Source organism: Sinomicrobium soli, from assembly GCF_003285545.1.
Taxonomy (GTDB): domain Bacteria; phylum Bacteroidota; class Bacteroidia; order Flavobacteriales; family Flavobacteriaceae; genus Sinomicrobium.
In genome coordinates, this window is sequence record NZ_QLNV01000005.1 from 213,470 (window position 1) to 226,471 (window position 13,002).

General features: G+C 47.9%; 11 protein-coding genes. 9 read left to right on the top strand and 2 right to left on the bottom strand.

Annotation, left to right across the window (positions count from 1 at the left end):
- The first annotated feature begins 82 nt into the window (after positions 1-82).
- Together DN748_RS08390 and odhB are read left to right on the top strand one after the other, a co-directional pair.
- The gene (locus DN748_RS08390) at positions 83-2,923 is read left to right on the top strand and encodes a 2-oxoglutarate dehydrogenase E1 component (protein WP_112371332.1); all 2,841 of its coding nucleotides are present in this window, start codon (positions 83-85) and stop codon (positions 2,921-2,923) included.
- A gap of 56 nt (positions 2,924-2,979) precedes the next feature.
- Positions 2,980-4,212, top strand: coding sequence for a 2-oxoglutarate dehydrogenase complex dihydrolipoyllysine-residue succinyltransferase (gene odhB / locus DN748_RS08395; RefSeq protein WP_112371333.1), 1,233 nt, complete (start codon positions 2,980-2,982; stop codon positions 4,210-4,212).
- Between the two features lie 243 nt (positions 4,213-4,455).
- Here odhB and DN748_RS08405 read toward each other — a convergent pair whose 3' ends face one another.
- Positions 4,456-4,812 carry an arsenate reductase family protein gene (locus DN748_RS08405; protein ID WP_112371335.1) on the bottom strand — a complete coding sequence of 119 codons (357 nt, stop codon included), beginning with the start codon at positions 4,810-4,812 and terminating at the stop codon, positions 4,456-4,458.
- Positions 4,813-4,874: 62 nt separating this feature from the next.
- Positions 4,875-5,654: a DUF3298 and DUF4163 domain-containing protein gene (locus DN748_RS08410; protein ID WP_112371336.1), complete on the bottom strand. Its 780-nt coding sequence runs from the start codon at positions 5,652-5,654 to the stop codon at positions 4,875-4,877.
- Positions 5,655-5,973: 319 nt separating this feature from the next.
- On the opposite strand from DN748_RS08410, the gene gdhA reads away from it, so the two are divergent.
- From gdhA to DN748_RS08445, 7 genes are all read left to right on the top strand, one after another.
- The gene (gdhA, locus tag DN748_RS08415; protein ID WP_112371337.1) at positions 5,974-7,317 is read left to right on the top strand and encodes an NADP-specific glutamate dehydrogenase; all 1,344 of its coding nucleotides are present in this window, start codon (positions 5,974-5,976) and stop codon (positions 7,315-7,317) included.
- Between the two features lie 263 nt (positions 7,318-7,580).
- On the top strand, positions 7,581-8,741 hold the full coding sequence (locus DN748_RS08420) for an HlyD family secretion protein (protein ID WP_112371338.1): 1,161 nt from the start codon (positions 7,581-7,583) through the stop codon (positions 8,739-8,741).
- A 43-nt stretch (positions 8,742-8,784) separates the two neighbouring features.
- Positions 8,785-9,102, top strand: a complete 318-nt coding sequence (locus DN748_RS08425) for a DNA-binding protein (RefSeq protein WP_112371339.1) — start codon at positions 8,785-8,787, stop codon at positions 9,100-9,102.
- A gap of 468 nt (positions 9,103-9,570) precedes the next feature.
- Positions 9,571-9,765 carry a hypothetical protein gene (locus DN748_RS08430; protein ID WP_112371340.1) on the top strand — a complete coding sequence of 65 codons (195 nt, stop codon included), beginning with the start codon at positions 9,571-9,573 and terminating at the stop codon, positions 9,763-9,765.
- A gap of 245 nt (positions 9,766-10,010) precedes the next feature.
- Entirely contained in the window at positions 10,011-10,205 is a 195-nt protein-coding gene (locus DN748_RS08435; protein ID WP_201741447.1) for a hypothetical protein, read from the top strand.
- Between the two features lie 202 nt (positions 10,206-10,407).
- Positions 10,408-10,617, top strand: coding sequence for a hypothetical protein (locus tag DN748_RS08440; protein WP_112371342.1), 210 nt, complete (start codon positions 10,408-10,410; stop codon positions 10,615-10,617).
- Between the two features lie 200 nt (positions 10,618-10,817).
- Complete coding sequence (locus DN748_RS08445) at positions 10,818-12,983, top strand: peptidase domain-containing ABC transporter (RefSeq protein WP_112371435.1); 2,166 nt, start codon at positions 10,818-10,820, stop codon at positions 12,981-12,983.
- Positions 12,984-13,002: the final 19 nt, after the last annotated feature.

Below are 13,002 nucleotides of genomic sequence, written 5' to 3' on the forward strand. Positions count from 1 at the left end.
TGTGGTAAAACTTTAACACCATGTATTTGAAATATTGTACTTTTGAAAAAAATTTGTCTTAAGGAGACAGGAAAAAGATAATATGGACAAGTATTCTTTTTTGAATGCTGCGCATACAGCATTTTTTGCTGACTTATACGATCAGTATTTGCAGAATCCGGATAGTGTAGAGCCCAGTTGGAGGGCTTTTTTTCAAGGGTTTGATTTCGGAACGGAAAGTTCCGGAGGCGATATGCCGGTAGCTGCTCGTAACGGAAGCCATCCGGCTGTTGCCACAGATCAGGGCTCCGGGAAAGGTGAAGTACCGGAAGTGGTGGTTAAGGAATTTCAGGTGGTAAAGCTCATCGATGCCTACCGGACACGGGGGCACCTGTTTACAAGAACGAACCCCGTACGCGAGCGCCGCAAGTACCACCCCGCACTGGACAAGGAGAATTTCGGGCTTACGGATGCCGATCTCGATACCACCTTTAAGGCGGGAGAGATCCTCGGGATCGGGAGCAATACCCTTCGGGAGATCATAGAGCACCTCAGGAATATCTATTGCGATTCCATAGGGATAGAATATATGTATATCCGGCAGCCTGAAGAAGTAGAGTGGATACAGAAGAGGCTTAACGTAAACGACAATCACCCGTCGTTCTCTGCCGATGAGAAAAAGCATATCCTTACAAAACTCAATGAAGCCATCTCTTTCGAAAGCTTCCTGCATACCAAGTACGTAGGGCAGAAACGTTTTTCCCTCGAAGGGGGAGAATCCCTGATCCCCGCTCTCGACGCCATAGTGGATAAGGCGGCCGAACTGGGGGTAAGGCAGTTTGTGATGGGAATGGCACACCGCGGACGCCTTAATGTGCTGACCAATATTTTCGGAAAATCGGCCAAGGATATCTTTAATGAATTTGACGGAAAGGATTACGAGATCCCTGCATTTGACGGGGATGTGAAATATCACCTCGGATGGACTTTCGAGCGGAAAAACCGTTCCGGAAAGGAAATACGGATGAATATTGCGCCCAACCCTTCCCACCTGGAAACCGTAGGTGCCGTGGTAGAAGGGATCAGCAGGGCCAAACAGGATAATTATTACGGCGATGATTTTTCGCAGGTATTGCCTATAGTGGTTCATGGAGATGCTGCCATTGCAGGGCAGGGCATCGCTTATGAGGTGGTGCAGATGGCCAAACTCGAAGGATATACCACGGGGGGTACCATTCATATGGTGGTCAATAACCAGATAGGTTTTACCACCAACTACCTGGATGCCCGTTCTTCCATATATTGTACGGATGTGGGAAAGGTAACCCTCTCTCCCGTACTGCACGTCAATGCCGACGATGCGGAAGCTGTGGTGCACGCCTCCCTTTTTGCCCTGGATTTCAGGATGACCTTTAAAAGGGATGTGTTTATAGATCTTCTGGGATACCGTAAATACGGGCATAACGAGGGCGATGAGCCTAAATTTACCCAGCCCAAACTCTACAAGGCCATCGCCAAGCATAGCAATGCCAGGGATATCTATGCCGAGAAGCTGATAGGGGAAGGGGTTATAGACCGGGAGTACGTCAGTAAACTGGAGTCCGATTACAAGGCGATCCTCGAGGAAGAACTGGAAGATTCACGCAAGGAAGTGGCCACCAGGGTTACTCCCTTTATGAAAGACGAATGGGAAGGCTTTGACCTGGTCCGTGAGGACGCAATGTTAAAACCGGTGGATACGGGCTATCCGGAAGAGAAGCTTGCCGGAATAGCAAAGGCCATTACCGAACTGCCGGGAGATAAGAAATTTCTCCGGAAAATTGAACGGCTGATCAAGGAGCGGAACAAGATGTTCTTCGAGACCGATAAACTCGATTGGGCCATGGGAGAACTTCTGGCATACGGAACGCTGCTGGACGAAGGTTTTGACGTGAGAATGAGCGGACAGGATGTGGAAAGGGGTACCTTTTCGCACCGTCATGCCGTGCTGAAAGTGGAAGACAGCGAGGAAGAAGTGGTGTTGCTCAATAACATGAATGACAAACAGGGACATTTTTACGTGTATAACTCCCTGTTGTCAGAATACGGCGTTCTCGGGTTCGATTACGGTTATGCCATGGCCAGCCCGCATACGCTCACCATCTGGGAAGCGCAGTTCGGCGACTTCAGTAACGGCGCCCAGATTATGATCGACCAGTATATTTCCGCTGCCGAAGACAAGTGGAAGTTACAGAACGGCCTCGTAATGCTGTTGCCCCATGGGTATGAAGGACAGGGGGCGGAGCACTCTTCCGCACGTATGGAGCGGTATCTGCAGCTATGTGCCAAAGACAATATGTATGTGGCAGACTGTACCACCCCGGCAAACTTTTACCACCTGCTCAGGAGACAGATGAAGGTAAACTTCAGAAAACCCCTGATCGTCTTTACGCCAAAGAGTCTTTTAAGGCATCCTAAAGCCGTTTCCAGTGTCAGGGACCTGGTGGAAGGCGCCTTCCAGCCGCTGATCGACGATACGGAGGTGAAACCCGAAGCCGTTAAAACACTGGTGTTCTGTACCGGTAAATTCTATTACGACCTGCTTCAGGCCAGGGAAGATAAGGGAAGAGAAAAGGATGTCGCCCTGGTAAGGCTGGAGCAGCTTTTTCCCCTGCCTTCCGATGAGATCAGGGAAGTGCTTGAAAAATACGGCAAGGCCGATGATGTGGTATGGGCACAGGAAGAACCCCGGAATATGGGAGCCTGGAGCCACCTGCTGATGCACTTTGAAGAGGCCAGGAGTTTCAGGGTCTGCTCCAGGAGATTCTATTCTTCTCCCGCCGCAGGTAGTGCCGTAAGGTCACAGAAACGCCACCAGGAAGTCATAGAATATGTTTTCGATAAGGAAAAGGATAACAATATCAGGGATTACAGGGCCAAGAACAGCTACGGCCACGGGCACTGAGATGTTTCCTCAATATCATAACCAAAAGAGAATACGACCAATAAAATTATAGCACAATGATTTTAGAAATGAAAGTTCCTTCGCCGGGGGAATCTATTACAGAAGTAGAAATAGCCGAATGGCTGGTGGCTGACGGAGATTATGTGGAAAAGGACCAGGCCATTGCGGAAGTGGATTCGGATAAAGCCACACTGGAACTCCCTGCCGAAGCCAGCGGAACCATTACGCTGAAAGCGGAAGAAGGCGATGCGGTAGCCGTAGGAGAAGTAGTATGCCTGATAGATACCAGCGCTTCCAAGCCCGACGGAGGATCGGCAGATAAAAAGGAAGAGAAGAAAGACACGGAAGTTAAGGAAGAAAAGAAAGAAGCGCCCAAAGAAGAGGCAAAGCAAGCCGAAAAGAAAGAAACCTATGCTTCGGGAACAGCTTCTCCTGCAGCCAGGAAAATACTGGAGGAGAAAGGAGTTGCTGCCGGTGAGGTAAAAGGAACCGGGAAAGACGGGCGTATTACCAAGGACGATGCGGTAAAAGCGGTGCCCTCTATGGGGACCCCGGGCCCCGGAAGCAGGGGACAGGAGCGTAAGAAACTTTCGATGTTGCGCAGGAAGGTGGCCGAACGCCTGGTTTCTGCCAAGAATGAGACGGCCATGCTTACCACGTTTAACGAGGTGAATATGACGCCGGTCTTTAAACTGAGAAACCAGTTTAAGGAAGAATTCAAATCGAAGCACGGCGTAGGGCTCGGGTTTATGAGTTTCTTTACCAAGGCCGTGGTCCGCGCATTGAAGGAGTACCCGGATGTCAATTCCATGATAGACGGAGACTACAAGATCACCTATGACTTCTGCGATATCTCTGTGGCCGTGTCCGGCCCGAAGGGACTTATGGTGCCGGTAGTGCGGAATGCGGAAAACCTGAGCTTCAGGGGGATCGAGGCAGAGATCAAACGCCTGGCCATCCGCGCACGTGATGGACAGATTACCGTAGATGAAATGACCGGGGGGACCTTTACGATATCCAACGGGGGCGTGTTCGGGAGCATGTTGTCCACACCGATCATCAACCCGCCGCAATCCGGTATCCTCGGAATGCACAATATTATAGAACGACCGATTGCCGTAGACGGAAAGGTGGAGATACACCCCATGATGTATGTGGCGCTGTCTTATGACCACAGGATCATAGACGGCCGGGAGTCCGTAGGTTTCCTGGTCGCTATCAAGGAAGCCCTGGAAAGTCCGGAGGAATTACTCATGGACGGAAATGCCGGAAAAGCATTGGAATTGTAATAGAGAAATAAAGGCGAAGACTTTTGATAAAAAACCGGATTTCCGAGAGGTATCCGGTTTTTTTATTGACTGTCATCCCGACTGCGGTCGAACTTGTCATCCCGACGATAGAGCCTGTCCCGGCCTTTTCGGTCGGGGAGGAATCTCTTTTGATCTGTTATGCTGTTGAAGTTCTTTTGGTCTGGGATCGAAATTCCCTGCCGGCCGGACAGGCGGGTTCGCTCCGCTCAGAATGACAGTGGATTACAGTTCAGATATTGCTTTGGCTGCGGCTTCGACGGTTTTTTTACTGTTTCCTGCAAAAATGCTTTTGCCCACGATGATTACCGGTCTTTTGAGGAACGTGTAATGCTCGATAATAAGATCTTTGTAATCCTGCTCAGTTAAATTTTCCGCTCCGAGATCCCTTTCCTTGTAAAGTTTTGCCCTTCTGCTGAAGAGACTTTCGTAGGAGCCGGCCAGGGCTTTCATTTCTTCCAGCTGTTTTACCGTAACCGGTTCGGATTTTATGTCCTGAAAGACAAAGGTTTCCGGAAGTTCCAGCTGTTTTATGATGCGTTTGCAGGTATCGCAGGTGCTCAGATGATATATTTTGTTCATAGTGTTATGTTTATTGTACAGTGAACGGTAGTGAAGTGTTTTTTCCGGGTATGACGTACCGTCTAAGCGGGCGACAGGATGGCCAGATACTGCTTTATTTCGCCGATCGGGATCTCGACGGTTTTACCTCCTTCCGCATAGGAGCTGATGTCGTAGGCATTGTAGTGAAGGATGATGTTGTCTTTGGTAAAACCGATGTTCTCGGGAAGCTGGTAGGTGTCGTTCTCAAACCAGAACCCCGTGCTGTTGATGTTGCTGCCTTCGGGAATCTTTTCCTGTTTCCTGAATTTCTGCTCGGCCACCTTCAGAAAAGCCTCCTTGTCGGTAAATAACTCGTCGTTGTCGTATGTCTTTCCGCTCGCGGGATCGATATTGATGTATGTGAGGCTGCTGTATCCGTGGGCCCCCCCGGTATACATAAAGGAAGAGAAAGCAAGGCTGTGCAGTTTTGTGCCCCTATAAAGAACTTCTCCCTGGATTTCTGCCTCATATCCGAAGGCAAAATCAGGCTGCATTTCCTTGTCCCTGAGGTATTCGTTCTTGAAATTCTCTACGGCATCCTCTACGGTCTTTTCTTTTTTGCTGTCCGGATCTATAATAAAGGTGCTTATGATCTTGTCTTCTATAATGGCATTGATCTTTTCTGCAATATCCGTAGAAGATGTGGCCACCGGAAAATTTACCTTGACCTTTGCGCATTGATCGTTCTCGCAATTTCCGGTATCGGTGGCAATTTTATGCGTGGAATAGGACAGTTCTTCCGTTTTTTCACATCCTGTAATAAGCAAAAAGACAAGTACCGGAGCCAGTTTGAATACGGGAGACAGTGCTTTCAGTTTCATGGTATCTTATATTTGTTTTTTAAATGCGGTTGCATCCGGAAGGACATAATGAAAAAGGATCGGGACACGTGTCATTTCCCGATATCGGCCTTGCCGGAAATCATAAGCTAAAGATACTTCTTTATTGTGAACGGGAAAAAGTAAAAGCTATTTTTGTATGCCGGGCCGGGGGAATGCCGCATGTGAAGGGACGGACAGGAAAAGTGATCCCAGGATCGTATATCCGGCCTTACCGGAGGCCGTAAGATAGCTCATTAATCGTATATTTGTCTTTAATTTTCAGAAAATTCCATTTCACACTATTTGACACAACACATTTATGAAGCGAACAATTGAAGATTTTATGGGGTTGGTGGAGCAGCGCAATGCTCACGAACCGGAATTCATGCAGGCGGTAAGGGAAGTTGCCGAAACACTTATTCCTTTTATCAAGGAGCATGAACTTTATTACGGCAAAAACATTCTGTTGAGAATGGCAGAGCCTGAAAGGGTGATCATGTTTCGCGTACCCTGGATGGACGATCACGGGGAAATACAGGTCAACCGCGGATACCGCATTGAGATGAATTCGGCCATAGGGCCGTACAAGGGCGGGCTGAGGTTCCACCCTTCGGTAAACCTCAGTATTCTCAAGTTCCTGGCTTTTGAACAGGTCTTCAAGAACAGTCTTACGACCCTCCCGATGGGAGGGGGAAAAGGAGGCTCCGATTTTGATCCGAAAGGCAAATCTGACAATGAGGTCATGCGGTTCTGCCATGCTTTTATGGCGGAGTTATACCGGCATATCGGTTCGAATACCGATGTACCGGCGGGCGACATAGGTGTAGGTGGCCGGGAGATCGGGTACCTGTTCGGGCAGTACAAGAAACTCAAAAATGAATTTACCGGGGTGCTTACGGGAAAAGGACTTTCCTTCGGCGGGTCCCTGATCCGTCCGGAAGCCACGGGTTACGGGACAGTCTACTTCGCCCAGAGTATGCTGGAAACCCGCGGAGAAGGATTTGAAGGAAAAAAGGTGGTGATATCGGGTTCCGGAAATGTAGCCCAGTATGCTGCCGAGAAAGCCCTGGCACTTGGGGCAAAAGTCCTTACACTGTCTGATTCTTCGGGTTATGTTTTTGACGCTGACGGGATAGACGAAGAAAAACTGGATTTTGTCATGGAGCTTAAAAATGTAAGAAGGGGAAGGATACGCGAATATGTGGACAAATTCCCCGGAGCGCGCTATGTGGCAGAGAAAACCCCGTGGGGAGAGCAGTGTGATATAGCCCTGCCCTGTGCCACACAGAACGAACTCAACGGAAAAGACGCCGAAACCCTGGTAAAAAACGGTTGTACCTGTGTGGCGGAAGGTGCCAATATGCCTTCTACCCCCGAAGCGATGGATGTTTTTCACCAGGCCCGCATCCTCTATGCGCCCGGTAAGGCTTCAAATGCCGGGGGAGTTGCCGTTTCCGGACTGGAAATGTCCCAGAATTCGCTCAGGATGAACTGGTCGCGCGAAGAGGTGGATGAGAAACTGAAGCAAATCATGCTGGATATTCACGATGCGTGTATACGGCACGGAAGAGTGGACGATCAATATACCGATTATGTCAAGGGAGCAAACATTGCCGGTTTTGTCAAGGTCGCCGATGCCATGCTGGCCCAGGGAGTTGTATAAGCCTGATATTCAACGATAGTAAAAAGAGCTGTCCTGTAAATCCGGACAGCTCTTTTTTTGGTGACTGTTTTCTTTCGGATAATACCCCGGGTGCGGGGAAATGTGATTTTTACGCCTTAAAATAACTTTAGAGGGCTGTTAATCAGCGATTTTTATAAGTGTATATTCACGATTCGAGATGTTTTTATGGCATTTTATCGCAAAAAGAGGTTGTTTTGTCTATAAATTAGCTATTTTTATGCATCAAAAAGAAAGGTGGTTTTATGCAGATCTTTCCTAAGGAAATAATCGACAGTACGGTAGAAGCCCATCATTTTAAGCTGCGTAACCGCAGTAAGATGATCTATGGCCTGGTGCTGTTGGGCATTCTGGGATTTCTTTTGTCGCTTCCGTTCATATATGTGGATGTGTATACGACTTCGAGGGGGATTATCAAGCCGGAAGTGGAACGTGCCCAGCTGACCCTGATCAATTCGGGGAAAGTCACTTATAAGAATATGGGGAATAACCAGCGGGTAGAGAAAGGAGATACCCTTCTTGTGCTCAACAACGAGCAGATAGATGATAAATTATCACTTTACCGTCAGCAGATCAGGGACAACCGCAGTTTTGTACACGACCTTTCACTGCTGTCCGAAGGAGGGGACATTGCCCCTTCCAGGCTGAGTTCTCCGAAATATAAGGCCGGTTATATAGAGTACAGGCAAAAGATCAGTGAGCTGGAAACCAGGCTGGAAACCACGCGAAAGGATTTTGAACGGCATAAGAGGCTGCACGACCGCCGTGTGATCTCCAATGCCGAGTTTGAGGCCAAAAAACTGGAATACGATATGGCCGGAAGCGATCTGCAGAGTTACAGGACACAGCAGCAATACCAGTGGCAATCGGAACAGACTTCCCTTGCGAATACGCTTAAGGAACTGGGGTCTGATTACAACCAGTACGCATCCAATAACCGTAATTATGTGCTTACTGCCCCGGTATCCGGAACATTATTGCGCGTGGCCGGTATAGAAGAGGGGGGGTATATCAATTCCGGGGTAAATATCGGGGAGATCTCACCGGATACCGGATTGCTTATCGAGTGCTATATAACGCCGTCCGATATCGGCCTGGTACGGGAATCGCAGGCGGTAACCTATCAGATAGATGCCTTTAATTACAACCAGTGGGGCTTTGCTACCGGGCAAATTGTAAGTATAGGGAACGACATAGAAAATATTGATGAAGAAACCGCGGTCTTTAAGGTACGGTGCAGCATCAATGAGAAATACCTCCAATTAAAAAACGGATTCAGGGGAAACCTCGGTAAAGGGATGACCCTGACTGCAAATTTCAAACTTACCGAGAGATCGCTTTTTGATCTCCTGTACGATAAAGTGGATGATTGGCTTAATCCATCCAGGGCTTTGACAAACAACTGAATTACACCCCGCTTGTATTTTAACGTCTAAACCCCGTTGGATAATGAAGAATTTAAAAAATCTCGAGCGTTTGCAGCAATTGCATCAGCTGATCGCCAGAGAAGCTACAGGATCACCGACACAGCTGGCCCGGTTAATGCAGATCAGTGAGAGAAAGGTGTACCAGTTGATTGAACAGTTAAAGGATATAGAAGCTCCGGTTTCCTATAGCAGGGTTCATAAAACCTATTTTTACGAAGACGACTTTGATCTCAAGGTTACTGTTTCGGTAAGAGTGCTCAGGGATAACGAACTTACCGAGATCTTCGGAGGAAGTTATTTTCTCTCCAACGGAGCCCTGAAGTACAACATATTACTTTGATGGGGTCCTGCCGTCTCTTTTAAGATATTTTGTTTTGGGTTATTAAGTTACTGGGTTAATGAGTTATTGGGTTATTTGGTTTTTACCTGAATAACCCAATAACCTAATAACTTAATATGCTGATAACCAGTTACCGGGTTAATGAGTTATTGGTTATTTGGTTTATGCGTGTTGCCTGAATAACTTAGTAACCGAATAACTTAATAACCTGCTACCCCAATAACCCCTTCCGGAAGTCTGTGACTTTTGCAGAATATGGTTTCCTTTCCCGTCCGGCAGACATGAAATACCGGTTTAATGGATACAAAAGCGAAAAACTGCAAGGTTTGTGCAGTGGGTGCTGTTACCTTAGCGGAACAAAACACAGGGGCTTCCCGGTGTTTTGAATCTTGCAGGTAACCTGTTAGAGTTACTGCAAGGCTTGTCCCGAAAAATGTAAACTTTTGTATAACTTAAATTAAAACAATCATGAAAAATCTGGAAAACTACGGTGTACAGGAACTGAACGCAAAAGAAATGAACGAAACCAACGGCGGACTTCTCGGAGGTCTGGACGGGGTTCTCGACCTGGTCGGGGGAGTAGTTAACACTGTTGTAGGTGTTGTAGGCAGCGTTGTTAACGTTGTTACCGGTCTTCTCGGAAGCCTTCTCGGAGGGTTATAAACCAGTAAACGGTATAAAAGAACCGGCCGCTTTTACAGATGGCCGGTTTTTTTTCGTAAAAACGCCAAACTGCAAGGTTTGTGCAGTGAACACTCCTAAATTAGTGGTCGCTTAGCATTGATGCCATTTCAGTGCGTATTCTTCCAGACACCCGACGCCCCCACCCGGTACATCTATGATGTCCGGCGGTCAGATCAACCAAAAGTAATAACGCAAATATTTGTCTAACCTAATTTTATTTTATCATGAAAAATCTGGAAAACTATGGAGTTCAGGAACTGAACGCAAAAGAAATGAACGAAACCAACGGCGGACTTCTCGGAGGTTTGGACGGAGTTCTTGGCCTGGTTACGGGAATTATAGGTACCGTAACGGGAGTTGTAGGCACTGTAGTGGGCCTCGTGAGCGGCTTGCTTGGCGGACTCCTCGGAGATCTGTAAAATAACACAGAAAAAAGGGTGTTGGAAACAATACCCTTTTTTTACATGACCCGGCAGGCTGCCGTATGCCAGGCAGGTACGGGAAACAGGAGTGCCGGCCCCGAATGCCGCTATCCTGGTTTTTTGTCTATGGGCCTCAGCCTGTTGTGCCGTATACGGAACTTGCAGTTTTGTCTTTTATTAACTAAAAATGAATTATACTATGAAAAATCTGGAAAACTACGGAGTTAAAGAAATGAAAGCCACAGAAATGGAAACAACCAATGGCGGATTGTCCATAGGGATCGGAATAGGCGGGGTCAGCGAATTCCTGACAGGAGCTCTCGGGCTTGTGCTGGGAGCTGTAGGCGGAGCCGTTACACTGGTTTCCAACCTGTTGAACAGTATTTCCGTGTCTGCCTCTGCAGAGTAATAAATATACCATTATGCTTTTAAAAGCTGTTTCCTCACCGGGGAAGCAGCTTTTTTATTAGGCGCGTAAATGGGTTGAAACGACATGCTTTTTACAATTACCGGGTGTGCAGATGTGGCCTGATAGACCAATTAACCATTCACTGCATGTTTTTTGCAGTAAATTTGAGTACTTTGCCCTCCCAAATCCGGATAACCGATATGGCAAAGAAGAGTACGATAATAAAACAACACGATATTACGGATTGTGGCGCGGCATGCCTGGCTTCCGTATCGGCACATTACAACCTGAAGATCCCCATTGCCCGTATACGACAATATGCCAGTACCGACAAGAAGGGAACCAATGTATTGGGGCTTATAGAGGCCGCCCGGAAACTGGGTTTTGAAGCCAAGGGGGTGCGGGGCGAGACCGACAGCCTTTTCAAGATCCCCAAGCCGGCGATTGCTCATGTGGTGGTAAGGGAAGTGCTGCATCACTATGTGGTGATCTATGAAGTGACCAGGAAGCACGTTCTTATCATGGACCCCGGCGATGGAAAAATGCACAGGAAGACCCATGAGGAGTTTGAGAAAGAGTGGACCGGGGTACTGGTACTGCTCATGCCTGATGACGGATTTTCAGAGGGTAATGAAAAAGTCTCTTCGCTGAAGAGGTTCTGGTTCCTGCTCCGCCCGCACAAGTTTGTATTGCTTCAGGCTTTTTTCGGGGCCCTTGTGGTTACCCTGCTCGGTTTTTCAACATCGATTTACCTGGGGAAGATCACCGATTACGTGCTTACCGGGGGCAATACCCGGCTGCTCAATCTTCTCAGTGTGGTCATGCTTGTATTGCTGCTGCTGCAGATCCTGGTCAGCGTATTCAAGGATACTTTTCTTATCAAGACCGGGCAGCAGATCGATGCCCGTCTTATCCTGGGGTATTACAAACATCTGCTGAAACTGCCGCAGCAGTTTTTCGACACCATGAGGGTGGGGGAGATCATCTCCAGGATCAACGATGCGGTAAAGATACGTACCTTTATAAACGGAGTTGCCCTGAGCCTTACGGTGAACGTGCTTATTCTTCTTTTTTCCTTCGGGCTGATGTTTTTCTATTACTGGAAACTGGCCCTTATCATGCTGGCCATCATCCCCCTGTATATTGGAATATACCTGATTACCAACAGGCTGAATAAAAAGGCGGAAAGAAAAGTGATGGAACGTGCTGCCGATCTGGAAAGCCAGCTGGTGGAATCGCTCAATGCCGTGGGTACGATAAAGCGGTTCGGGCTGGAATCTTTTGCCAATATAAAGACCGAGGCGCGCTTTATCAACCTTTTGAACGTAGGGTATAAGTCTGCCCTGAATACGGTTTTTTCGGCTACTTCTTCCACCTTCGTATCGCAACTCTTTACCATCATTTTGCTCTGGAGCGGGTCGTACTTTGTCATAGGGCGGGAGATCACTCCCGGAGAACTGCTCTCTTTCTATGCGATTATCGGGTATTTTACAGGTCCGGTAGCCCAGCTTGTGGAAGCCAACAAGCAGATACAGAATGCCTGGATCGCTGCCGACCGCTTGTTTGAGATCATGGACCTGGAACGGGAGGAACAGGAAGACAAAATAAAATTGACCGGGGAAAAAACAGGGGATATAGCCTTCAGGAACGTGTTTTTCAGGTACGGAACGCGGGTAGAGGTCTTTAAGGATTTTTCACTGGACATCCCCAAGGGAAAGATCACCGCGGTAATAGGGGAGAGCGGCTCGGGAAAATCTACGCTTATTTCACTGCTGCAGAACATATACCCCATACAACGGGGAAAGATCACGATCGGTGAATACGATCTGAAATATATCGAAAATACCAGCCTCAGGGATATCGTGGGTGTAGTTCCGCAAAAAATAGATCTTTTCGGGGGCAATGTGGTCGAGAATATTGCCGTGGGAGAATTTCAGCCCGATATGGAGAAGATCATGGAGATCTGTAAAAATATAGGCATACTCTCCTTTGTTGAAAACCTGCCCAATGGTTTTGCTACCCATCTGGGGGAAAACGGGGCGGCGCTTTCCGGAGGACAGAAGCAGCGTATAGCCATTGCGAGGGCGTTGTACAAGGAACCGGAGATCCTTGTGCTCGACGAAGCCACTTCTTCCCTCGACAGTACCTCCGAAAGTTTTGTACAGAAAACGATAGCCAGCCTCCGGGAGAGGGACAAGACCATTATCGTTATCGCACACCGGCTGAGTACGGTGGTCCATGCAGATAAGATCGTCGTACTGGACAAAGGTGAGGTTATAGAGGAAGGAGATCACCGGCAGCTATACGGCAGCAAGGGCCATTATTACAAACTGTGGCAGCAGCAGATGCCTGATTTTGCAATGTAGGTTCCGGGATTGGGTTAAA

Bases quoted from the DNA above. Each gene is read 5' to 3' on its own strand.
- DN748_RS08390 (WP_112371332.1), top strand. From the start codon at position 83: ATGGACAAGTATTCTTTTTTGAATGCTGCGCATACAGCATTTTTTGCT.
- odhB (WP_112371333.1), top strand. From the start codon at position 2,980: ATGATTTTAGAAATGAAAGTTCCTTCGCCGGGGGAATCTATTACAGAA.
- DN748_RS08405 (WP_112371335.1), bottom strand. From the start codon at position 4,812: ATGAACAAAATATATCATCTGAGCACCTGCGATACCTGCAAACGCATC.
- DN748_RS08410 (WP_112371336.1), bottom strand. From the start codon at position 5,654: ATGAAACTGAAAGCACTGTCTCCCGTATTCAAACTGGCTCCGGTACTT.
- gdhA (WP_112371337.1), top strand. From the start codon at position 5,974: ATGAAGCGAACAATTGAAGATTTTATGGGGTTGGTGGAGCAGCGCAAT.
- DN748_RS08420 (WP_112371338.1), top strand. From the start codon at position 7,581: ATGCAGATCTTTCCTAAGGAAATAATCGACAGTACGGTAGAAGCCCAT.
- DN748_RS08425 (WP_112371339.1), top strand. From the start codon at position 8,785: ATGAAGAATTTAAAAAATCTCGAGCGTTTGCAGCAATTGCATCAGCTG.
- DN748_RS08430 (WP_112371340.1), top strand. From the start codon at position 9,571: ATGAAAAATCTGGAAAACTACGGTGTACAGGAACTGAACGCAAAAGAA.
- DN748_RS08435 (WP_201741447.1), top strand. From the start codon at position 10,011: ATGAAAAATCTGGAAAACTATGGAGTTCAGGAACTGAACGCAAAAGAA.
- DN748_RS08440 (WP_112371342.1), top strand. From the start codon at position 10,408: ATGAAAAATCTGGAAAACTACGGAGTTAAAGAAATGAAAGCCACAGAA.
- DN748_RS08445 (WP_112371435.1), top strand. From the start codon at position 10,818: ATGGCAAAGAAGAGTACGATAATAAAACAACACGATATTACGGATTGT.